Below are 22,371 nucleotides of genomic sequence, written 5' to 3' on the forward strand. Positions count from 1 at the left end.
CACTACGCTTCGCGCTATTCCGCGGCCTGCTCCAGCGGCGCGACGCGCGGGAGGATCATCTGGATGCGTGTGCCGTTGCCCGGTGCGGAATCCAGCGAGAGCCGGCCGCCGAGCCGCGTGGTGACGATGCTGTAGACGATGTGCAGGCCGAGCCCGGTGCCGCCCTGATCGCGCCGCGTCGTGAAGAACGGATCGAAGGCACGGCGGCGCACGTCGAGGCTCATGCCGCAGCCATTGTCGGCGAAGATCACCTCGACATTGTCGCCGCCGGCGGCATGGACCTGGATCTCGACCTCGCCGGCCTTGCCGTCCGGGAACGCATGCGCGACCGCGTTGAGAAACAGATTGGTCAGCACCTGGCCATACGGTCCCGGATAGGAATTCATGATCAGGTTCGGCTCGCAATCGACATTGAGCGTCAGATTGTGCTTGCGCAGGCCGGGCCTCAGACTCATCACCACCTGCTCGGTGAGATCGCCGAGGTCGAAGGTGCGCTGGTCCGAATAGTTGCGGTCGGCGGCGACCTGCTTGAACGACTGGATCAGCTCCGCGGCGCGGTTGAGATTAGCGACGAGTTGCGAGGAGGCATCGCGCGCCGTGTTCAGGAAATCGTTGAGGCTGGAGCGGCGCAGGTCGCCGCGCTCGACCTGGGTGGCGAAATTCGCGGTCTTGCGCTCCAGCGCGGACGCCACCGTCAGGCTGATCCCGACGGGATTGTTGACCTCATGGGCGACGCCGGCCACTAGGCGGCCGAGCGCGGCGAGCTTTTCGGCCTCGATCAGCGAATTCTGGGTTTCCCGCAGATTGCGCAACGCGGCCTCCGCGGAATCCCTCGCCTTGCGCATCTCCTGCTCGGAGCGCTTGCGCTCGCCGATGTCGAGCGCGACCGTGACGATGTTCTCGATCTCGCCTTGCGCATCGAGGATCGGCAGCTTGTTGACCAGCCATTGCCGCATGTTGCCGGCGACGTCCTTGTACTCCTCTTCATAGAAGCCGAGCTCGCGGCGCGCCGACAGGACGCGCTTGTCGTTCTCATCGGTCTTCGCCGCGCCATAGCGCGACATCAGCTCGCCGGTGGTCTGGCCGATCGCGTCCTGCGGCTCGATGCCGAAGATTCCCGCCATGTAGCGGTTCATCAGCACGTAGCGCAGGTCGCGGTCCTTGACGTTGATGACGGCGGGCACGGTGTCGATGACCATCTGCAACAGCCGACGGCCTTCGGCGATCGCGTCTTCGGCGCGCTTCTGGTCGGTGATGTCGCGCACCGTGCCCTCGTAGCGGATCACTTCGCCCTCGTCGTTGCGGACGACGGTCGCCGAATCGGACAGCCACAGCACGGTGCCGTCGCTCGCGCGCACCTGGTACTCGTAGTCACGCACCGTGCCGTCGCGCTGCATCAGCTGCTGGTACTGCTCGCGCGCCGCCGGATCCACATAGACGGTAGTGGCGATGTCGTCGATGCCCTTGATCAGGTCCTGCGGCGCGGCATAGCCCATCATCCGCGCCAGCGCCGGATTGGCGTTGAGCAGCGCGCCGCCCGGCGTCGTGACGTAGATGCCCTCGACCGACGCTTCGAACAGCTTGTGGTAGCTCTCCTCGGCGAGCCGCTGCTCGGCGAGCGCGCGCAGCGCAGCCTCGCGCGCGCTGTCGGCGTCGACCAGGGTCTGGCGGAACACTTCGGCGGCGCGTGCGATGTCGCCGATCTCGTTGTCGAGGTCGGCGCCGGGAATGAACGCGCTCTTCTCGCCGCCGGCGACCTTGCGGATCGAGCCCGCGATCCTGGCGAGCGGGCGGACGGTGCGGCGAACCACCAACACCGACGCGAACAGGCCGATCAGCACACCCGCCGTGCCGAGCACGATGCTCTGCCATTTTGCTTCGGCCAGCGTCCGGGCAAAATCGCGCGACAGCACGTGGCCGCGGCGAGAGCTGAGCTCGCGGAGCAGCTCGGTGACCTTCTGGATCAACCGGCCTTCGGCGCCGAGCACCTCCTTGTCGATGTCGGCGATCTGGCCCTCGCGCACCGAGACCGCGATGATCGCCTCGGCATAATTATCGATGGCGCCGCGCAGCGCGGGATCGGAGATGGTCATCGCCCGCATGCTCTGCGCGGCCTGCTCGGCAGCGGACGTGTTGTGCGCCAGCAATGCGGTGGCAATCCGGCTCTGGGATTGCGACAGCGCATTGGCCAGCGCCGCATCGTTGCTCGCGGCGACCGCCTTGTCGAAGGCGTCGCGCAGCGGCGGCAGCCCGGCGACCAGCTCGGCGCGGCGGCTGAGCAGCGCCGAGATGCGCTCGATGCCGTTGCGATAGGTCGCCAGCCGTTGGGTGACGCCGTCGATCATGTCCTGCTGCTCGGGCGCCAGCTTGATGCGGGTCTTTTTCAGGATCTCGCTCAGCGACTGGGCCGCCTCCGCGACCTGGACCGACTGGCTGCCCGGCTCGGTGACGAAATCGCGCGCCGCGAGCCGCAGCTCGTTCATGCGGCGGTCGATATCCTCGGCGATGTCGCCGACACTCTGCAGCCGCTGCAGCTCGGCGAAGGTGGTATCGATGTGGCGGATCGCGATCACGCTGGCGGTGGATGTGATGATGATCACAGCCAGGACCAGCAGGAAGCTGCCGAACGTGAGCTGGCCAATGGAGAGGGAGAACGCACGCGGCGCTTGCGAATTCGGCGGCAATTCAGCGGTCATGTCATCAAGGCCGGGGTCCAATGCGCCCTAATATACGGGAAATTACGGGCTTTGGGGAAACATGCTGCACGGCCCAACCCGCGGGCGGTGTGACCGGCGTCACCCCGGGCGGGTGCCGGTGGCCGATTCCGGCACAGGGCGGCGGGGCTCAGTCCGGCGGGATGCCGGCCTCCTTGACCACCCTGGCCCAGAGCGCAACGTCCGCCTTGATGATATCGGCGAACTGCCTCAGCGGCGCGCTACGGGCGTCGCAACCGGCGACATCTAGCTTCTTGCGCACCTCGGTGGAAGCCAGCGCGGTTTCGAGCGCCCCGCTGATGCGTTCGACCACCGGCTGCGGCGTGCCGGCCGGCACCACGAAGCCGAACCACGGCGTCACCTGCGCCTCGGCAAAGCCCTGCTCGGCCATGGTCGGCACGTCGGGGAAATACTTCGAGCGGCCGTCGCTGATCGCCCCGATGATCCGGATGCTGCCGGACTGCACCTGGGCCAGCGCCTGGTTGGCCGACAGGAAGCTCGAGGTGATCAGGCCGCTCGCGATATCGGGCACCATCTGCGGATAGCCGCGATAGCCGATCGCGGTGACGTCGATGCCGGCGAGCCGCTTGAACAGCTCGAAGCCGAGATGGCCGGTCGAGCCCTTGCCGGGATGGCTGTAGTTCAGCGTCCCCGGCTTGGCCTTGGCCAGCGCGACATAGTCGGCGACGGTCTTCACTGGCAGCGAGGTCGGCACGATGAAGAAGTTCGGGGCGAGACAGATCTGCCCGACCGGCACGAAATCCTTCACGGGATCCCAGCGCAGCTGCGTGTTCAGCCCCGGGCTTGCGGTAAAGAAGGTCGTCACCAACAGCCATGTGTAACCGTCGGGAGCGGCGCGGGCGACCTCCTCGGCCGCGATCGAGCCATTGGCGCCGGATTTGGCCTCGACGACGATCGTCCCCTTCCATTGCTCCTGCATGTCCTGCGCCATGATGCGCGCGAACACGTCGGCGACGCTGCCCGGCGCGTAGGGAATGACGATGCGGATCGGCCGGCTCGGGAAGTCCTGCGCGCGCACCGTGCCGGCCATCGCCAGCAACGCCATGCACGCACCGGCAATGAGGCTGATCCGCCGCAACATCGTCCCGTTTCCCGCCCTGTGGTCTCGTTGCGGGCAGCATGCAGGCATTGGCCGGCGGCAGCAAGGCGCCGGTTTCAGCGGGCGAAACTTCAGGCGGGGCGATCTTGCGCCCAGGAATCGTCATCGCGGCGATGACGTCAGGCCGTGGCGATCCTTCGTGCAGGAATCGTCATCGCGGCGACGCCGATCACGACGCAGGCGAGGCCGATCCACGCCGTCGGGCTCAGCCGTTCGCCCAGCACCATGACGCTGAGCGCCACCCCGATCGGCACCCGCAAGTAAGCTTGCGCGGTGGTGCCGACCGAGCCGAGGGTCTGGATCAGGCGGAAGTAGATCACGAACGCGATCGCGGTCGAGAACACGGCAAGCGCCAGCAATGCGGTGAGCGATGTCGTCGACGGCGAAAGCGTCCAGGGCCGCTCGACGACAAGGCTGAGCGGAACGAAGATCGCGGCGCCCGCGAGCAGCGAACCCGCCGCCGGCGCCATCGGATCGAGCTCCTTGAAGCCGCGGCTGAAGATCGCGGCACAGGCGTAGCAGATGGTGGCGGCGACGATCGCGACCTCGGCCACGATCCCCTGCCCGAGATCGCGGAACGCATCGACGCCGACGATCAGGCAGATGCCGGCCATGCCTGATATCACCCCGAACAGCTTGCGCGGGCTCGCCCCCTCATGGCGGGTGATCGCGGCGGTGAACAGGAAGGTGAAGATCGGCGAGGCCGAATTGAGGATGGTGGCGAGCCCGGCATCGACGAAGCGCTCGCCCCAGGCGATCAGCGTCCACGGGATCACGCTGTTGAGGCAGGCCTGAAAGATGAAGCGGCGCCAGGTCGCGCGATCGGCCGGCATCGATACGCCGCGCATCCGCATGATGACGAGCAGCAGCAGCCCCGCGATCGTGGTGCGCGCCGCGATCAGCGTGATCGGCGGGATGGTCGCGACACCAAGCTTGATGAAGGTATAGGAGCCGCCCCACAGGGTGGCGAGCGCGAGCAGCAAGGCGAGCTCGAAGGCCATGCTCGGCTGTCGTGGGGCGGTGGTCATTGGCGGGATCCCGTCTCGATGGTTGAGACGGAAGCTACATCGCTGCGAGGTGATGATATTTCGATATAAGCCGAAATGTGGAGAAGCGACTCTCCTTCCCCGTCGTCCCGGCGAAGGCCGGGACCCATTACCACAGGGTTGTGTTGTTGGAAAAAGCTGCAGCCTCGGCGTCGCGCAGCAATGCAGTTCGGTGGTTATGGGTCCCGGCCTTCGCCGGGACGACATAGCGCTGCCTGTGAGTCACGCACTCGACGTCTCTCAGGACGACGGACCTACCCCAGCGCCCCGACGTCGAACACCTCGCCATCGTACCCCGCTTCCTTGGGGATGCGGAGCTGGCGGCCGGTGGCGGTCTTGGTCATCACGGGCATTACGGCGACAATCGACTTGCCCTTGCTGTCGGCGAGCGCGGCGCCGACGTTCGGCTGCTTGCCGAGCCTGATCAAATTGCGCGTGGTCGGGAACGGCAGCTTGAAGCGGCCGCTCTCGCCGCCCTCCAGCGCCTCGCGCGTCGACACCCAGATCGAGTCGGTCGATTCCTTGCCGTCATGGGCGCCGAGCTGCTCGGGCGGCGCGGCGGCCAGGAAGAACCAGGTGTCGAAGCGCTTCGGCATGCCCTCCGGCGTGATCCAGTGCGCATACGGCACGAGTGCATCGAGCGCGAGCACCATGCCGTTGTCGGTCAGCACCTTCAGGAAGCTGATCTTGCCTTCGTTCAGCGCCGTGCGATGCGCGGTCGCGATCTCGTTCGCGCGCTTCGCATCGACCAGGTCTTTCGAGCCTACCGGCCGCGCCAGCAGGATGCCGCTCTCCTCGAAGGTCTCGCGGATCGCCGCGATGCGGAAGCCGAGCGCGTCGCCGTCGAGCCCTTCGCCGCCGGAATAGAGCGCGGGATCGGCGGCGATCTCCTTGTCGTTCTTGTCGACGCTGCCGCCCGGAAACACCAGCGCACCCGAGTTGAACTCGATCTGGTGATGGCGGACCATCATGAAGACTTCGATTTCGCCCGATGAGCTGCCGTCACGCAGCAGCAGCACGGTCGACGCAAGGCGCGGGGCAACGATCTCGGTCATGATTAGCCTGCTGCACTGGATTGCGGTTGCAGATTGGCGCGACGGTCGACGCGCGCCACACGGGACAAGAGATAGTCGACCTCCGCCCTTGCCTGCGGCGTGATGACGGCTCCGGGCTTGCGCTGCGCGCTGGAGGAGATGATGCCGCGCTTCTGCAGCACGTATTTGCGCACGGTGAGACCGACGCCGGGCTGCTGCTCGTAGCGGATCAGCGGCAGATGCGCGTCGAACAGATCATGCGCGGCATCACGCTTGCCGGCCTTGGACAGGTTGACGACATCGATCAGCAGCTCGGGGAAGGCATAGCCGGTCATTGCACCATCGGCGCCGCGCTCCATCTCGAAATCGAGGAAAAGGCCGCCATTGCCGACCAGGATCGACAGCGGCCGCAGCGAGCCGTCCTTCTGGAAGTTGCGCAAGGTCGAAATCTTCTCCAGGCCCGGCCAGTCCTCGTGCTTGAGCATCACGCAGGACGGCGAATCCATCACGATCTTGCGGATCACGGCCGGCGTGAACACGACGGTCAGCGTCAGCGGATAGTCCTGCAGCACCCAGGGAATATCGTCGCCGATCGCTTCCTGCGCCTGCTTGAAATAGCCGATGATCTGGTCGTCGGTACGCAGATGCGGCGGCGGCGCGATCATGACGCCGGCGGCGCCCGCATCCATCGACTTCTTCGCCAGCGAGCGCATCGTGGCAAAGCCCGGCGCCGAGACACCGACGATGACCTGGAGCTTCTTGGCGCGCTTGACGAAGCGCAGCGCGACCTGCTCGGCCTCCGCGGCGTCGAGCTTCGGCGCCTCGCCCAGGATGCCGAGCACGGTGACGCCGTCGCAGCCGACCTCGGTGTAGAAATCGGTCAGCCGGTCGATCGATGCCTCGTCGATGCGGCCGTCGTCGTGGAACGGGGTCGGCGCGATCGCAAAGGTTCCTGCGGCCTGGGCGGTGAGTTTGGTCATGGGTGCCTCGTCTGTTTCGCCCTCTATACAGCGTCATTTCCCGATGCGCCATTGCGCATCGGGAAGCCGTCCCGCGGTCGCGGGTGCCAATCCTTACTTGAACCGCCGCGCCGACTTCTTGATCTCCTCCTCGGAGAAGAAGATCTCCTTGGCGTGGGTGACGATGTCCTCCGCCTTCCATCCCGTGAACGGCGGCGTCCAGCCCTCCATTTCCATCATCCGCATCTCGCGGACGCCGCGCGGGCCGGAGACGCCAAGCACCTTGCCGGTCTGGTCGCCGGACAGGTCGCTGACCATATAGAGCACGGCCGGCGCGATGCCGTCCGGGCCGAGCGCCGCACCCGGGTTCTCTTTGTAACGCGGCAGGTCCGCGGTCATGCGGGTCAGCGCGCCCGGCGCCAGGGTCCATATCCGGATGTTGTACTTGCGGCCCTCAATCGCCAGCACGTTGGACAGGCCCCAGATGCCGCCCTTGGCGGCGCCGTAGTTGGTCTGGCCGAAATTGCCGATCAGGCCCGAGGTCGAGGACGTGTTGACGATGACGCCGCCGCCATTGTCACGCATCCATTTGAACACCGGCTGGGTGCAGCAGAAGGTGCCCTTCAGATGCACCTTCATCACCTTGTCCCAGTTCGCTTCCTTGGCCTTGTGGAAGGTCTCGTCGAGCAGGATGCCGGCATTGTTGACCAGGATGTCGGCGCGGCCGAAATGCTTGATGGCGTCGTCGAACACCGACTGGCCGCCGGCCAAGGTCGAGATGTCGGCGCCGTTGGCGACGGCGCGGCCGCCCTCGGCCTTGATCGCGTCGACCACCTTGTCGGCCATCGACTTGTCGGAGCCCGAGCCGTCGCGCGGGCCGCCGAGATCGTTGACCACCACGGCCGCGCCCTCGCGCGCAAACAGCTTCGCATAGGCTTCACCAAGCCCGCCGCCGGCGCCCGTGATCAGCGCCACCTTGCCGTCGAGTAATCCCATGGTTGTTTTCTCCGTTTTGTTCTTGATTGCCGTCATTCCGGGGCGCGCGCAGCGCGAACCCGGAATCTCGAGATTCCCCGGTGCGCAATTGCGCACCTGCGGTCTGGTCCTTCGGACCATCCCGGAATGACGGAAAGCTACGCCAGCACCGTCTTGCCGCTCTTGATCACGGTGACGCCGCGCGACTTCACCTTGGCCTCGAACGACACCACATTGCCGTCCTTCCACAGCTCCATGGTCACGGTCTCACCGGGGAACACCGGCGAGGAGAACCGCGCCACGTGCTGCTTGAAGGCGGACGGATCGTAGTCGGCATAGGTCTGCAGCACGCCGCGGCAGGTGATGCCGTAGGTGCACATGCCGTGCAGGATCGGCCGCGGGAAGCCGGCCTTCCTGGCGAACTCCGGATCGGAATGCAGCGGGTTGCGGTCGCCGCACAACCGATAGACCAGCGCCTGGTCGGGCCGCGTCGTGATGTCGACCACCTTGTCCGGCGCGCGCTCCGGCACCTTGTGCGGCTCGGGCTGGCCGTCGGACGGGCCGCCGAAGCCGCCATCGCCGCGGGCGAAGCGCGAGGCGACCAGCGTGGCGAGCTTGTCGCCCTTCTCGTCCTTCAGCACGGTCTGGTGGCGGATCACCGCGCCCTTGTCCTTGCCCTTGTCGAACACGTCGAGCACGGTCGAGTCGGCCGTGATGTGCGCGGCGGTCGCGAACGGCTTGTGGAAGGTGATGTCGCGCTCGCCGTCGACCACCATGACGCGGTTAAGATTCATCTCGCCGGGACCGGCGCCCCAGGCCGCGACCGAGGCAAACGTCGGCACCACCTTGAGCGGGCGCGGCGTCAGCACGCCCTCATTGACGAAAGCGAGCTCCTTCTCGTCCATCGGATCGGCACCCAGGCCGATGCCATAGGCATAGAGCATCACGTCGCGGTCGGCGTAGCTGTATTTCTGGCCGAGATTCTTCAGGGCCATCAGCTGTTCGTACACGATCGGCATTGTTGTTTTCTCCCCGAATGTATTCTTAACGGCACGGTGCCCATTACTGCGCCCTCTCCCCTTGTGGGAGAGGGCAGCACCAGCAGTCGTCTCAAACTCGTTTCGGTGAGGGGTTCGCGCCACAGAGAGATTCTCTACGCGGAGAGAGACCCCTCACCCGCCTTCGCTTTCAGCGAAGGCACCCTCTCCCACAAGGGGAGAGGGTAAAATCAGGCCGGCGTGAAGAACGGCAGCGGGGCGCCGTCGGTCGGCTTCCACACCACCTTCACCTTCTGGCCGATCTTCACCTTCTCCAGATCGCAATCGACGATGTTGGTCTGCAGCGACGGACCTTCCTTCAGCGTCACATAGGCGATCGCATAGGGACCGGTCGGCGACTTCCGCATCAGGCTGTAGGTGTAGACCGTGGCCTCGCCGCTCGACTCTTCCCACACCGTCTTGTCCGAGAAGCAGAACGGGCAGATCGCGCGCGGGAAGTAGTGCGCTTCGCCGCAGGTGTTACAGCGCTTGATCATGAACTTGCCCGCCTTCGCCGCCTCCCAGAACGGCGCGGTCTCCGGGTTGGTCACCGGGGCATTGTACTTCTTCGCTTCAGACATCACGCACGCTCCAGAATGCAGGTTGAGGCGGCGTGGCGAACGCCGAGCAGACCGCCGGTGCCGTGGGCGATCGCGAGGTCGCAGTTCTTCACCTGCACCTTCGGATGCGCCTCGCCGCGCAACTGGCGCACAGCCTCGAGGATTTTCGTCATACCGCCGCGATTGACGGGATGGTTACTGCACAGACCGCCGCCGTCGGTGTTGAACGGCAGCTTGCCGACGCCCGAGATCAGATTGCCGTCGGCGACGAACTTGCCGCCCTCGCCCTTCTTGCAGAAGCCGAGGTCCTCGAGCTGCATCAGCACCGTGATGGTGAAGCTGTCATAGATCGAGGCGTATTTGATGTCCTTCGGCGTCACGCCCGCTTCCTCGAAGGCACGCGGACCGGACCACACGCCGGCGGAGTAGGTCAGATCGAGATCCTTGCCGCCGCGCGGGCCCTTCATCGCCTCGCCATGGCCGATCAGGCGCACCAGCGGCTTCTTCAGGCTCTTGGCGATCTCGGGCGTCGTGACGATCATCGCGCCGCCGCCGTCGGTGACGACGCAGCAATCCATCCGATGCAGCGGATCGGAGATCATCGGCGAGTTCAGCACGTCCTCGACGGTGACGACCTCTTTCAGCATCGCATGCGGATTGTATTGCGCATGATGCGAGGCCGCGACCTTGATCCAGGCGAGTTGCTCGGAGGTGGTGCCGTAGTCGTGCATATGACGCATGGCACACATGCCATAGGCATTGTGCGTGGTAGCCCCGTAGGCGGATTCGAAATCGGCCTCGGCGCCCGAGGCGCGCGGCGGCATCGGGCCGGTGCGCGGTTTGCCCGCCAGCGTGACCAGCCCGACCGAGCATTTGCCCGCGGCGATCGCCTCGGCGGCGTGGCCGAGATGGATCAGATAGGAACAGCCACCGGTCTCGGTGGAGTCGACATGACGCAGCTTCTTGGTGTTGAGGCCGAGATAATCGACCATCGGCCACAGCCCGCCCGGCGCGTCGCCGGCGCAGAAATAGCCGTCGATGTCGTCCTTCGTGAGCCCGGCGTCCTCGATCGCGCCCTTGGCGACCTCGGCGTGCAGCTGTGCTGTTGATTTATCGGGTGCGTGCCGGGTGGGATGTTCGTAGATCCCGGCAATGTAGGCCTTGCCCTTGATGGTCAAATCGCTCTCCGCTGGCGTTTCTTCGCTCGAGCGTTTTTCTGAACCGACGACGCGACCTTGGCAAGCGCGGAAATATTCCGTCAGGCGAGACTGTAGCATGTGCACAGTGCGCGCGCCCAAAACACAGATGTCGTCCCGGTGAAAGCCGGGACCCATAACCACAGGATTGTGTGGTGAGAGTGAGCTGTGGCCCCAGCGTCGCGCTACAACAAAGTGCGGTGGTTATGGGTCCCGGCTCCCGTGCGCAATTGCGCACTAGGCCGGGACGACACCGAATTTGTGGCTAACCTACTCCGCCGCCATCTGCCGCGGCGCGGACGGCGGGTTGGCGAGGTCGGCGGCGAGTTGCGCGTAGCGAACCTTCGCCTCCTTGATCGCCTTGTCCTTCACCGGACCGTAGCCGCGGATGCGATCGGGCAGCGCCAGCAATTCGACCGCGATGTCGTGATTGAGCGGCGACAGCAGGCCGAGCACGGTCGCGACATCCTTCTCGTAGCCCGCGATCAGATCGCGCTCCAGCTTGCGGTCGGCGTTGTAGCCGAAGATGTCGAGCGGCGTGCCGCGCAGAAAGCGGAATCTCGCCAGCACCCTGAAGGCCGACATCATCCACGAACCGAAGGCGCGCTTTTTCGGCCTGCCCTGCGCGTCGAGCCCGCCGCCGAGGATCGGCGGCGCCAGATTGAAGTTGAACTTGAACTCGCCCTCAAACTGATCGCGCAGCTGCTTCTCGAAACGGCCGTCGGTGAACAGCCGCGCCACCTCATACTCGTCCTTGTAGGCGAGCAGCTTTGCGTAGTTGATCGCGACCGCGCGCGGCAGCGCCTCGCCATAGCCGCCCTTGGTGGCGGCGTCGCGCACCTGGTCGACCAGCTTGCGATAGCGCTTTGCCAGACGTGCATTCTGGTAGTCGGTCAGGAACGCCATGCGATGGGTGATGATCTCGTCCAGCGACATCGCATCCAGCGATTTCGGTGGCGCGATTTCGTCGTCGCCCTTCATCATGCCGCTCAGCCGTGCCGGATCGGCGGCGGCCAGGCGCCCGAGCTGGAACGCCTGGGTGTTCATCTTGATCGAGACGCCGTTGACTTCGATCGCCTGCAGAATCGCCTCCGCCGACAGCGGCAGCAACCCGCGCTGATAGGCAAAGCCCATCATCATGATGTTGGTGGCGATGGAGTCACCGAGCAGCGCTTCGGCCGGCTTGGTGAAGTCGAAGAACGCGGAGTCCTTGCGCAGCTCGGTCTCCAGCACGCTGTTGACCTTGCGGCTCTGGAAGTTGAAGTCGCGGTTCAGGATAAAGTCCGCGGTCGGGATCACGTGGCTGTTGATGATGCCGACGGTGCGGCTCGCATCGCACAGCGTGATGGTGTCCTTCGACGCCGCCACGACCTCGTCGGCGGCAAGCACCAGATCGGCCGTTCCGGTCACGATGCGCGAACAGGTCACGTCGGCGGTGTGCTCGGAGAGCCGGACGTGGCTCAGCACCGCGCCGCCCTTCTGCGCGAGACCCGACATGTCGAGGATCATCGAGGCCTTGCCCTCGATATGGGCGGCCATGCCGAGCAGCGCGCCGATCGTCAGCACGCCGGTGCCGCCGACGCCGCCGACCGCGATGTTGTAGGGCCGGTCGAGCGCGGGCTTGGAGGCCGGCTCCGGCAGATTATCTATGCTGCCGAGCTCGGGCGGCGCGCGCCGCCTGAGCTTGCCGCCGTCGACCGTGACGAAGGACGGGCAAAAGCCCTTCACGCAGGAATAATCCTTGTTGCAGGTCGACTGGTTGATGGTGCGCTTGCGCCCGAGCTCCGTCTCCAGCGGCTCGACCGAGATGCAGTTCGACTGCACCGAGCAGTCGCCGCAGCCTTCGCAGACCGCGGGATTGATCAGCACGCGGCGCTGCGGATCCTCCATCAGGCCGCGCTTGCGGCGACGGCGTTTTTCGGCGGCGCAGGTCTGCACGAACACGATCGCCGACGTGCCCTTGGTGTCGCGGCACATCTTCTGGACGTTCTCGAGCTCGTCGCGATGGAACAGCTTGACGCCGGGCGCGATCGTATCGGCCGGATAGGCGTCCGGATTCTCCGAGACCAGATAGATCTCGCGGATGCCTTCGGCATGGAGCTGGAAGGTGATCTGCTGCGGCGAGAGATCGCCGTCGTGGCGCTGGCCGCCGGTCATGGCGACCGCGTCGTTGTACAGGATCTTGTAGGTGATGTTGGCCTTGGAAGCGATCGACTGGCGGATTGCGAGAATGCCGGAGTGGAAATAGGTGCCGTCGCCGAGATTGGCGAAGACGTGGTTCTCGTTGGTGAACGGCGCGATGCCGACCCACGGCACGCCCTCGCCACCCATATGGGTGAAGGTCTCGGTCGAGCGGTTCATCCACAGTGCCATGAAGTGGCAGCCGATGCCTGCCAGCGCGCGGCTGCCTTCCGGCACCTTGGTCGAGGTGTTGTGCGGGCAGCCCGAGCAGAAATACGGCGTGCGGCTGACAGGCGCGGTCGCCTGCATCTGCGTCGACTGACGGCCGTTGAACCAGTCGGCCTTGGCGCGCAGCATCTCGGCGATTTCAGGATTGAGATTAAGTCGAAGCAGCCGTTCGGTGAGCGAGCTCGCAAGCGAGGCCACGCTGAGCTCGGCGGCGAAGGTCAGGAAGCGCTTGTCGTGATCGTCCATCTTGCCGACGATGCGCGGACGCACGTCGTCGCGCCAGTTGAACAGCTCCTGCTTGACCTGGTTCTCGACGATCTCGCGGCGCTCCTCGACAATGAAGATCTCCTCGAGGCCGACCGCGAAGTTGCGCACGCCTTCCGGCTCCAGCGGCCAGGGCATGCCGATCTTGTAGAGGCGGATGCCGATCTTGGCGGCGATCTCGGGCGTGATGCCGAGCTCGCGCAACGCCTGGCGGATGTCCTCGTAGCTCTTGCCCGAGGCCATGATGCCGTAGCGCGCGTTCGGCGAATCCATCGTGATGCGGTTGACCTTGTTGGCGCGGGCGAAGGCGATCGCGGCAAAGCCCTTGTAGTCCTGCAACCGCCGGTCCTGCTCGAAGCGGTCGTCGGGCCAGCGGATGTTGAGGCCGCCCGGCGGCAATTCGAAATCGGTCGGAATGATGAACGGCGTCATCTCGTCGGTGAGGTCGATCTCGGCGGTCGTCTCGACCGTCTCGGTGATCACCTTCATGCCGACCCAGCAGCCAGAGTAGCGCGACATCGCGATACCCAGGAGGCCCATCTCGATCATTTCGTGGATGCTGGAGGGGTAGAGGTAGGGCATCAGCGCGGAGATGAAGGCGTGGTCGGACTGATGCGGGACGGTGGAGGATTTCGCGCCATGGTCGTCGCCGGCAAGGCAGAGTACGCCGCCATGCTTGGCGGAGCCGGCCGCATTGCCGTGGCGGAACACGTCGCCGCAGCGGTCGACGCCGGGGCCCTTGCCGTACCAGATGCCGACCGCGCCATCATATTTGGTGCCCGGCGACAGGGCGAGCTGCTGCGAGCCCCAGATCGCGGTGGCCGCGAGGTCCTCGTTCACGCCGGGCTGGAATTTGATGTTGTACTGCTCGAGATGCTTGCGGGCGGCGAACAGCTGCTGGTCGTAGCCGCCGAGGGGGGAACCGCGATAGCCGGAGATGAAGCCTGCCGTGTTGAGGCCCGCGGCGCGGTCGCGCCTGATCTGCGCCATCGGCAGGCGGACCAGCGCCTGGATGCCGGTCATGAAGACGTGGCCGGTGTCCTGGGTGTATTTCTGGTCGAGGCTGATAGGCCCTTGGTTGATTCCCATTTAGCCCTCTTTTCGCTGGTCGCGACGACTGCTTTTTAGCTAGTCATCCGAGCTTGTTAGAACCAGTCTATGTCGGATTTTCCGGCCCGCGCAGCACAATTCTGGGCGACCAGGCCCGTGGCTCAAAAATCGCAATTTCGTGCCGGGAATATTGCAGGGCCGTTTCGGTTTCTGTCGCAGGACAGGCCCGCGGCGAAATGGCGTAACGCGTCTTGTGGACCGGAAGGTGATCGGATGCGGCGACGATTTCGAACGACGGGTGCGATTCTGGTCGCAGCGCTGTTGTGCGGCGCGCTCCCGACCCGCGAATGTGCCGCCGCGCCGACCGACGACGTCATCGCCCGCGGCAAGGCGCTCACGATCGCCGGCGACTGCGCCAGCTGCCACACGGCCGATCCGGCAAAGCCCTTTGCCGGGGGCAAGCGGATCGACACGCCGTTCGGTGCGGTGTTCTCGCCGAACCTCACCCCCGACCGCGATACCGGCATCGGCGGCTGGAGCGACGACGATTTCCTGCGCGCGCTGCGGATCGGCGTCTCGCCGAGCGGCACGCATTATTATCCCGTCTTCCCCTACCCGTACTTCACGAAACTGATCCGCGACGACATCCTGGCGATCCGAGCCTATCTCGCGACGCTGGCGCCGGTCAGCAACAAGGCGCCGCCGCCGGAGCTGCGCTGGCCGTTGAACTACCGCGTGCTGATGCGGGCCTGGAACGCGCTGTTCTTCACGCCGGGCATCATCCAGCCGGACCAGAACAAGGGTTCGGAATGGAATCGCGGACGCTATCTCGTCGAGGCCCTCGCCCATTGCGGCGCCTGCCACACGCCCAAGAACGCCTTCGGCGCCGACAGGCGTGACCAGGCGCTCAGTGGCAGCACCGTGCAAGGCATGTTCGCGCCAAGGCTCGATGGCGCCGCGCGCAGCGGGCTGAAATCATGGAGCGTCGCTGACATCGCCGAATATCTGCAGAGCGGCCGCAACGGGCACAGCCATGCCGGCCCCCTGATGTCCGAGGTGGTGCTCAATTCGACCTCGAAGATGCGCGACGCCGACGTGCGCGCGATCGCGGTCTATCTGAAGAGCCTGCCTGCCAGCGCGCCGGAGCCGGAAGTCACCCCGCCCTCGCCGGCGCAGATGAGCAATGGCGAACGCATCTATCGCGGGGCCTGCATCGCCTGCCATGAGCTCGACGGCTCCGGCGCGCCGCGGATCTATCCGCCACTGCCCGGCAACGCCAATCTGCAGTCGGCCAATCCGGCGAGCACGCTGCGCATCATCCTCGACGGCGCACAGACCGTGACCACGCCGCGCGCCCCGAACGGCGGCTCGATGCCGGCCTATCCCAAGCTCACCGACCAGGAGGTCGCGGACGTTGCGACCTACATCCGCAATGCCTGGGGCAACGCGGCGCCGGCCGTCACCGCGGACGAGGTCGCCAAGGCGCGGACGGCGAAATAGCCGTTCAGCGCTCCTCGTCGCTGAACACGAATTTCGGCATCTCCCATCGGTAGCGGATCGCAAGCATGCGGAACGTCAGCCCGAGTGCGAAGGTCAGCGCGGTCCAGAGCTGGGTGTTCACCTGCAGCCCGGAGCCGGTCACATAGAACAGTCCCGTCACCACGGAGACGCTGGCGTAGAGCTCGCTGCGAAACAACAACGGCACCTCGTTGCAGAGGATGTCGCGCAGCACGCCGCCGGCGCAGCCGGTGATCATGCCGGCGACGATCACGATCGGCAGCGGGACGTCGATTTGCGAGGCCACGTCGCAACCGGCCATGGTGAACACCACAAGTCCGATCGCATCGAGCACCAGGAATGCGAGGTTGAGCCGGTGCACGAGCCGCGCCAGCAGGATGGTGGCGAAGGCGCCCGCCGCCGCGACCGCAAGGTAGATCGGGTGCGCGACCCAGAGCAGCGGATAATGTCCGAGCAGCACGTCGCGGATGGTGCCGCCGCCGAGCGCGGTGATCGCGCCGAGCATGCAGACGCCGGCCCAATCCATGCTGCGCCTGCCTGCCGCCAGCGCCGCCGTCATCGACTGCGCCGCAACCGCAATGAACGAGAGCAAGTGCAGCACCGAATCGGTGGGCGGCATGGTCCACATTGAAAAGGCCTCATGAAACAGGTTGGAACCCGAGGAATCGGCGGTTCCTGCATGAACAGGTTGCAACATTGGCGCGGAACATCCTCGCGCGCCAGCCATTGTCCTCTGCGTTTAGCTTTCAGGTGCTAACGGAGGAACTTTGCAATGGCCCATCAACCTGACGATCCGTATCGCGCCAACCTGACCGAGGACGAAATGCGCCGTCAGGCGCGCTTCAACAGCCTGGACAACGAGCTGCAGCCGGACCCGGAACTCCAGGAGGGACCGGCCAGCACCACCAAGATCGCGATGTTCGCCGTCGCGGTGGCCGTGGTGCTCGGTGCGTTGTTCTACGGCTTGAACAATACCTCGGTGCATGAGGCGGGTACCACGCCGTCAGCGCAGACCGCGCAGCAGCAGCCGGCCAATCCGGCCGCGCCGCCTCCGGGCATGCGCGACGTGACGCCGAAGCCGAACAGCCAGCCCGGCACGACCACGGGCGCGGCACCTGCGCAGCCGGCGTCTCCATCGGCCAACAAGCCGACTGGACAGGAAATCGACCGCTCGGCGGCGCCGGCCGACTCGACCGGCGACAAGAACAAGTAATCCGCTCGCTATCGTGAGCGATGAAGCAGCGGGCCCCGGCGGCCCGCTGCTTTTTTGCGTGTGAGTCTACTTGAACATCTTGTTGAGCTCGCCGCCGGGATAGCCATTGGCGAATTCCGTGAAGGTGCCCTTCTCGGCCATCTCCTTGGCCGCCTTCATCACGCCGGTCCAGGCCATCCGAGCAAGCGCTCCGCCGACGCTGATCCGGCGCACGCCGAGATCGGCGACCGATTGCAGCGTCAGCTCCGACACGCCGCCGATCAACAGATTGACCGGCTTTGGCGCCACCGCCTTCACAACCGCGGAAATCTCCTCCTTGGTCGCGATGCCCGGCGAATAAAGGACGTCCGCTCCTGCTTCCGAATAGGCCTGCAGCCGTTCGATCACCAGATTGATGTCCTTCTTGCCCCACAGGAATGCCTCACAGCGGCCGGTGAGCAACACACCGCTGTTGTCGGCATCGATGGCCTTGCGCGCCGCCTTGATGCGCTCCACCGCAAGCTTGTGCTCGAACAGCGGGTTGGCGGCGTCTCCGGTGGAATCCTCAATGGAAAGCCCGGCGACGCCGGTCTTGACGCCGCGCGCGACATTGGCGGCGACCTTGTCGGGCTCGACCGCGAAGCCGCCCTCGAAATCCGCATTGACGGGAATATCGACCGCCGCGCACAGTGCGGTCAGGTGGTCGCAGACGTCATCGACGGTGACGCGGTTGTCGGCCTTGGCGATGGTCCATGCAAAGCCCGCGCTGGTCGACGCCAGCGCCTTGAAGCCGAGATGCTGCAAGGCGCGGGCGCTGCCGACATCGAACGGATTCGGAATGATGAAGCACCCGCTCTCATGCAGCTTCCTGAAGGCGGCGCGTTTGTCAGCAGTTGGCAGTGGCATTGGTCGCTCCCTGGAGTCATTGGCCGCGCACAGATAGGCACCCACGCATCCGCCCGCTAGTGCGGCTCATGCGCCGCGCGGCTGTCCTTCGGCGCCTGATCGCGTTCGTTCAGGCCGTAATCACGGATCACGCTTGCCACCCGCAGCCGGTAGTTCTGGAAGATCCGCGCGCGGCCCTTGGCCTGGGTACGGCGATGTTCGATCGTGTTGCGCCAGGCTTCCACCGCAGCCTCGTCGCGAAAGAATGACAGCGACACGAACTTGCCCTTCTCGGTAACGCTCTCGAACCGCTCGACCGAGATGAAGCCGTCGATCTCCTGCAGGATCGGCTTCAGCTCGGCGGCGAGGTCGAAATAGAGATCCCGTTGCTCAGGCTTGGGCCAGACTTCGAAGATCACTGCGATCATGGGCGCCTCCCGCACATTGCTGTTGTGGCCCTACTATACCTCGACCTTGCGGAGAAATGTCCGTTCCTCGGCGAGGATGAAGCGGTTTTCTTCCGCGAAGTTGAAGTTTGCGACGCCCTCCTTGTCCTGGCGCAGCCGCGCGCGATAGGCCTCATAAGCGGCAAGGCTGTCGAACGAGATCAGCGCGAAGGCGATGTTGTTTGTTCCCTCATGCGGCATCCAGTAGCCGATGAGGTCGCCGCCGCAGCGCGGGATGATCGAGAGCCAGTTCCGCGAATACTCCTCGAACATCGCGCGCTTGAATGGATCGAGCTGGTAGCGGATGAAAACGGTGACGGTCATTGATGGCCTCCGGTCATGTTTCCGTTGTTGCGAGCGTCAGCGAAGCAATCCTCGCAATGACGGCACGGTGAACAATAGCGGCTTGTCCGACCTCGATGCTTCGTCTATCATCGAACTATGAAAGCAGGACCCGATATCTCCCGGATCGCCGCTCTGGTCGGCGATCCCGCACGCTGCAACATGCTGACCGCGCTGATGACCGGCCGCGCGCTGACCGCGAGCGAGCTCGCGCAGGAGGCCGGCATCACGCCGCAGACGGCGAGCTCGCATCTCTCCAAGCTCGAGGCCGGCGGGCTGATCGAGCCCGAGAAGCAGGGCCGCCACCGCTACTACCGCCTCTCCGACCCCGACGTCGCCGACGTGCTGGAAGGCCTGCAGGGCATTGCCGCTCGCGCCGGCCATATGCGGGTGCGCACCGGGCCGAAGGATCCGGCGCTGCGCCGCGCCCGCATCTGCTACGACCATCTCGCCGGCGATCTCGGCGTTCAGATGCTCGACAGCATGAAGCGGCAGAAGCTGGTCCGCCAGAGCAAGCAGGCGATCGAGCTCACCGGCGAAGGCAAGCGCTTCATGGCCGAGGAGCTGCAGATCGACGCCGATGCGCTGACGCATCCGCGCCGGCCGGTGTGCAAGGCCTGCCTCGACTGGAGCGAGCGGCGGCATCATCTCGCCGGCACGCTGGGCGCTGCCATGATGGACCGCTTCACGGAACTGAAATGGGCCGCGCGCGACGCTGCACCGGGCAGCCGCGTGGTCAATTTTTCGCGCAACGGCGAGAAGCGATTTGCCGCGCTGTTCGGCCCAGACCAGTAGCGGTGCGCCTTCGGGCAAGCGTCGATGAACCGCCGGTCTCGTTTGCCTCGCCTTCCGATGTATTCTCGTACGCTCGCCAACAGCGCGCGGCTGCCCGGCGTCCGCGAAATATTTCGAAGTGATGCTGAGCCGGCTTGCGGCGTGCTGACGCAGCTGTGAGCTGCAACATTCATGTCGCATTCAGGCCGCAACATTATGGTCGGCGACATCGGGCACGCCGTCTGCAATGATCCGGCCGGGCGAATCGGTAGACGAAAGTTTGTTGCGGTGCCGCAGCGCGGCCCAAAATAAAAAAGGAGAAGACATGAAGTATCTTTTTGCTGCAGCAGTTCTGGTGACGACCGCATTCGCCGGCATCAGCGCCGCTGATGCGGCCGGTGGCTGCGGCCCCGGCTGGCACCGTGGCCCCTATGGCGGCTGCGTCAGGAATCGCGGCGTCGTCGTCGCGCCGGGCGCCGTTGTCGTGCGCCCGCCGGTCGTGGTCGAGCGCCCCGTCGTGGTGGCGCCGCGTGTCCGCGCCTGCCCCTACGGTTTTGCCTGGCGCTATGGCCGTTGCCGCCCGATCTGATCGCGGCAGATTCCGAACTAACAAAACCCCGCCTGGCGCGGGGTTTTTCTTTTCGTCATGGAGTCGATATCACCAGCGGCGCCAGTGATGACGGCGCCAATGGTGGCGACGCCAGCCCCAATGCCTGCGGTGCCAGTGCCGGTGACGCCAACCCCAATGGCGATGATGCCAGCGTACTTGCTCGGGCTTCATGCGGCCGACCTCCTCGGCCGTGGTGACGGCGGGATGCGCTTCGCCAGCCGCTGGTGCGCGTGCATCCTGGTTGAGGGGAAGCGGCGCGAGCGGCGCCGCCTGCGCCGTCGCTGCGAAGGTGACGGCTCCGGCGGCGACACCGAAGGCCATCTTCAGAAAATCCCGGCGTTCCATGAGCGTTTCCCTTTGTTGCTGAGTTGGACCAACTGCAGCAGTAAGTTTTTGCCTCGCGAGCTGAACGCTCGCTGAACCGCGCGTTCACGTTTCATGGAACTCGAGCGTTGTCGACGTCGTGACGTCACGCAACCATCATGCCGCCGTCGCCTCCTCCGCCAGCACCAGGAGATCGCGCGTGCGTGTCACCTCCGGCCAGTCACGGTTGAAGTCGGCGACCAACCGCTTCATGTGATCGCTGCTCACCGCGCGCTCGAGCGCCTTCTCGTCGGCGAACTGATAAGTCGCCTGGTGCAGCGAGGGATCGCTCAGGCTCCAGCATCGCCAGGCGCGCTCGGCGCCGAACGATTTCATCGCGTCCGGCAGATGCTCGCGCGAATACCAGGCGTCGAAGGCGGCACGCCGGGCGATGTCCGTGACGGTGGCGCGGACGACGAAATAGGCTGCGGGCATTGGTTTTCCTCCATGGTTTCATTTCGCACAGGCGGCCGGCATATGCTCCGTGATATGTCGGCCTGCTGACAATGCCTGATCAGGGGGATCACCCATGCTTGCCCGTCACCGCACCGCCCTGCTCTCGTTCCTGCTCGCCCTCGGCGCCGCGCTGCCCGTCGCCGCCGGGGAGATCGCGCTGCCGCGCGAGGCGCAGCTCGGGCCGCGCCCGTTCTATCTGGTCGACAAGATGAAGGACGGGCCCCTGAAGCAGCAGCTCAGCCAATGCACCGGGCCGTTCCACAAGACCGATTTTTCGATTGGCCATCGCGGCGCCGCGCTGCAATTTCCCGAGCATAGCCGCGAATCCTATCTCGCCGCCGCACGGATGGGCGCCGGCGTGATCGAATGCGACGTCACCTTCACCAGGGACCGCCAGCTGGTGTGCCGGCACTCGCAATGCGACCTGCACACCACGACCAACATCCTGACGGTGCCGGATCTCGCTTCAAAATGCACGCAACCCTTCAGCCCGGCCGATCCCGCCGCCGGCAGGAAGGCCTCGGCGAAGTGCTGCACCAGCGACATCACGCTCGCCGAATTCAAGCGGCTCACCGCGAAAATGGACGGCTTCAATCCGGATGCGAGGACGCCCGAGGAGTACCAGAACGGCACGCCGCGCTGGCGCACCGACCTCTACGCCAATTCCGGCACGCTGATGAGCCATGACGAGAGCATCGCCTTGATCAAAAGTCTCGGCGCAAAATTCACGCCCGAGCTGAAGGCGCCGGAGCTGGCGATGCCGTTCGACGGCGACTACACCCAGGAGACATATGCGACCCAGATGCTCGCCGCCTACAAGGCCGCCGGCATTCCGCCGAGCGACGTGTTCCCACAGAGCTTCAGCCTTAAGGACATCCTCTATTGGGTGAAGACCGAACCCGACTTTGCCAGCCAGGCGCTCTATCTCGAGGACCGCTACGAGAAAGCGGGCCTCGATCCGAACCGGCCGGAGACCTGGAAGCCGTCGATGCAGGAATTGAAGGCCTCCGGCGTCGCGATCCTGGGACCGCCGATCTTCGCGATGCTGGCGCTGAACGACAAGGGCGAGATCGTCCCGTCGGCTTACGCCAGGGCAGCGAAGGCCGCCGGCCTCGATCTGATCGGCTGGTCGCTGGAGCGCGACGGGCCGCTTAACCGAGGCGGTGCGTTCTACCACAAGTCGGTGAAGGCGGCGATCGACCGCGACGGCGACACGTTGACCGTGCTCGACGTGCTGGCAAGACAGGTCGGCGTCCGCGCGATGTTTTCCGACTGGCCGGCGACGACCACATTCTATGCGAACTGCATGGGGATGAAGTGAGGTCTTGCCGGGCGCGTTACGGCTGCCCCGCCCTACGCATCGTGCGCGCCCGCCATGACCATTCCGGCCGTTCCGCGCGCGGCAGAACGGGACTAGCATC

22 protein-coding genes are annotated in these 22,371 nt (G+C 65.4%); 5 read left to right on the forward strand and 17 right to left on the reverse strand.

Annotated features, from left to right (window positions below):
* Nucleotides 1–14: 14 nt before the first annotated feature.
* The 10 genes from ACVMIH_RS10465 to ACVMIH_RS10510 all read right to left on the reverse strand — a co-directional run bounded on the left by ACVMIH_RS10465 (nucleotide 15) and on the right by ACVMIH_RS10510 (nucleotide 14,403).
* Entirely contained in the window at nucleotides 15–2,696 is a 2,682-nt protein-coding gene (locus ACVMIH_RS10465; protein ID WP_456861602.1) for a PAS domain S-box protein, read from the reverse strand.
* A 148-nt stretch (nucleotides 2,697–2,844) separates the two neighbouring features.
* Nucleotides 2,845–3,816, reverse strand: coding sequence for a Bug family tripartite tricarboxylate transporter substrate binding protein (locus ACVMIH_RS10470; RefSeq protein ID WP_456785157.1), 972 nt, complete (start codon nucleotides 3,814–3,816; stop codon nucleotides 2,845–2,847).
* 137 nt (nucleotides 3,817–3,953) lie between these two features.
* On the reverse strand, nucleotides 3,954–4,862 hold the full coding sequence (locus tag ACVMIH_RS10475; protein ID WP_456861604.1) for a DMT family transporter: 909 nt from the start codon (nucleotides 4,860–4,862) through the stop codon (nucleotides 3,954–3,956).
* Nucleotides 4,863–5,134: 272 nt separating this feature from the next.
* Nucleotides 5,135–5,935: an NUDIX hydrolase gene (locus tag ACVMIH_RS10480; protein WP_141340968.1), complete on the reverse strand. Its 801-nt coding sequence runs from the start codon at nucleotides 5,933–5,935 to the stop codon at nucleotides 5,135–5,137.
* Nucleotides 5,936–5,937: 2 nt separating this feature from the next.
* Complete coding sequence (locus tag ACVMIH_RS10485) at nucleotides 5,938–6,894, reverse strand: dihydrodipicolinate synthase family protein (protein ID WP_141340969.1); 957 nt, start codon at nucleotides 6,892–6,894, stop codon at nucleotides 5,938–5,940.
* 93 nt (nucleotides 6,895–6,987) lie between these two features.
* A complete protein-coding gene (locus ACVMIH_RS10490; protein WP_076831307.1) occupies nucleotides 6,988–7,869 on the reverse strand; it encodes an SDR family oxidoreductase in 882 nt (293 codons plus the stop codon).
* 137 nt (nucleotides 7,870–8,006) lie between these two features.
* Complete coding sequence (locus tag ACVMIH_RS10495) at nucleotides 8,007–8,867, reverse strand: MaoC family dehydratase (RefSeq protein WP_076831310.1); 861 nt, start codon at nucleotides 8,865–8,867, stop codon at nucleotides 8,007–8,009.
* A 209-nt stretch (nucleotides 8,868–9,076) separates the two neighbouring features.
* The gene (locus ACVMIH_RS10500; protein ID WP_076831312.1) at nucleotides 9,077–9,466 is read right to left on the reverse strand and encodes a Zn-ribbon domain-containing OB-fold protein; all 390 of its coding nucleotides are present in this window, start codon (nucleotides 9,464–9,466) and stop codon (nucleotides 9,077–9,079) included.
* Nucleotides 9,466–10,623, reverse strand: coding sequence for a thiolase domain-containing protein (locus ACVMIH_RS10505; RefSeq protein WP_076831315.1), 1,158 nt, complete (start codon nucleotides 10,621–10,623; stop codon nucleotides 9,466–9,468). The genes ACVMIH_RS10500 and ACVMIH_RS10505 overlap by 1 nt, the downstream gene beginning before the upstream one ends.
* 288 nt (nucleotides 10,624–10,911) lie before the next feature.
* Nucleotides 10,912–14,403, reverse strand: a complete 3,492-nt coding sequence (locus ACVMIH_RS10510) for an indolepyruvate ferredoxin oxidoreductase family protein (protein WP_456861606.1) — start codon at nucleotides 14,401–14,403, stop codon at nucleotides 10,912–10,914.
* A gap of 234 nt (nucleotides 14,404–14,637) precedes the next feature.
* Between ACVMIH_RS10510 and ACVMIH_RS10515 the strand changes: the two genes are divergently transcribed.
* A complete protein-coding gene (locus ACVMIH_RS10515) occupies nucleotides 14,638–15,864 on the forward strand; it encodes a c-type cytochrome (RefSeq protein ID WP_456861608.1) in 1,227 nt (408 codons plus the stop codon).
* A 4-nt stretch (nucleotides 15,865–15,868) separates the two neighbouring features.
* Here the strand turns inward: ACVMIH_RS10515 and ACVMIH_RS10520 are convergent, their stop codons facing one another.
* Nucleotides 15,869–16,510, reverse strand: coding sequence for a trimeric intracellular cation channel family protein (locus tag ACVMIH_RS10520; RefSeq protein ID WP_168858105.1), 642 nt, complete (start codon nucleotides 16,508–16,510; stop codon nucleotides 15,869–15,871).
* Between the two features lie 144 nt (nucleotides 16,511–16,654).
* Here ACVMIH_RS10520 and ACVMIH_RS10525 point away from each other — a divergent pair, with 144 nt between their 5' ends.
* Nucleotides 16,655–17,095, forward strand: a complete 441-nt coding sequence (locus ACVMIH_RS10525; protein ID WP_057015965.1) for a hypothetical protein — start codon at nucleotides 16,655–16,657, stop codon at nucleotides 17,093–17,095.
* Nucleotides 17,096–17,161: 66 nt separating this feature from the next.
* On the opposite strand, the gene ACVMIH_RS10530 is transcribed toward ACVMIH_RS10525, so the two are convergent.
* Genes ACVMIH_RS10530 through ACVMIH_RS10540 form a run of 3 tightly spaced genes read right to left on the reverse strand, consistent with a single transcriptional unit; the run spans nucleotide 17,162 to nucleotide 18,729 of the window.
* Nucleotides 17,162–17,980, reverse strand: coding sequence for an isocitrate lyase/PEP mutase family protein (locus tag ACVMIH_RS10530; protein ID WP_253589984.1), 819 nt, complete (start codon nucleotides 17,978–17,980; stop codon nucleotides 17,162–17,164).
* 56 nt (nucleotides 17,981–18,036) lie between these two features.
* Entirely contained in the window at nucleotides 18,037–18,387 is a 351-nt protein-coding gene (locus ACVMIH_RS10535; protein ID WP_456861611.1) for an antibiotic biosynthesis monooxygenase family protein, read from the reverse strand.
* A 33-nt stretch (nucleotides 18,388–18,420) separates the two neighbouring features.
* Nucleotides 18,421–18,729, reverse strand: coding sequence for an NIPSNAP family protein (locus ACVMIH_RS10540; protein WP_050384507.1), 309 nt, complete (start codon nucleotides 18,727–18,729; stop codon nucleotides 18,421–18,423).
* Between the two features lie 117 nt (nucleotides 18,730–18,846).
* On the opposite strand from ACVMIH_RS10540, the gene ACVMIH_RS10545 reads away from it, so the two are divergent.
* Nucleotides 18,847–19,542: an ArsR/SmtB family transcription factor gene (locus ACVMIH_RS10545; protein WP_026192884.1), complete on the forward strand. Its 696-nt coding sequence runs from the start codon at nucleotides 18,847–18,849 to the stop codon at nucleotides 19,540–19,542.
* A 180-nt stretch (nucleotides 19,543–19,722) separates the two neighbouring features.
* Here ACVMIH_RS10545 and ACVMIH_RS10550 read toward each other — a convergent pair whose 3' ends face one another.
* Nucleotides 19,723–19,848, reverse strand: a complete 126-nt coding sequence (locus tag ACVMIH_RS10550; RefSeq protein ID WP_274612953.1) for a hypothetical protein — start codon at nucleotides 19,846–19,848, stop codon at nucleotides 19,723–19,725.
* Between ACVMIH_RS10550 and ACVMIH_RS10555 the strand changes: the two genes are divergently transcribed.
* Complete coding sequence (locus ACVMIH_RS10555; protein ID WP_028339269.1) at nucleotides 19,847–20,110, forward strand: GCG_CRPN prefix-to-repeats domain-containing protein; 264 nt, start codon at nucleotides 19,847–19,849, stop codon at nucleotides 20,108–20,110. The genes ACVMIH_RS10550 and ACVMIH_RS10555 overlap by 2 nt on opposite strands.
* A 69-nt stretch (nucleotides 20,111–20,179) precedes the next feature.
* Here ACVMIH_RS10555 and ACVMIH_RS10560 read toward each other — a convergent pair whose 3' ends face one another.
* Complete coding sequence (locus ACVMIH_RS10560) at nucleotides 20,180–20,476, reverse strand: twin-arginine translocation signal domain-containing protein (RefSeq protein WP_057015962.1); 297 nt, start codon at nucleotides 20,474–20,476, stop codon at nucleotides 20,180–20,182.
* A 135-nt stretch (nucleotides 20,477–20,611) separates the two neighbouring features.
* Nucleotides 20,612–20,929, reverse strand: a complete 318-nt coding sequence (locus tag ACVMIH_RS10565; protein ID WP_057015961.1) for a hypothetical protein — start codon at nucleotides 20,927–20,929, stop codon at nucleotides 20,612–20,614.
* A gap of 94 nt (nucleotides 20,930–21,023) precedes the next feature.
* On the opposite strand from ACVMIH_RS10565, the gene ACVMIH_RS10570 reads away from it, so the two are divergent.
* On the forward strand, nucleotides 21,024–22,271 hold the full coding sequence (locus ACVMIH_RS10570; RefSeq protein WP_456861613.1) for a glycerophosphodiester phosphodiesterase family protein: 1,248 nt from the start codon (nucleotides 21,024–21,026) through the stop codon (nucleotides 22,269–22,271).
* Nucleotides 22,272–22,371 lie beyond the last annotated feature (100 nt).

The organism is Bradyrhizobium sp. USDA 4503 (assembly GCF_054055815.1).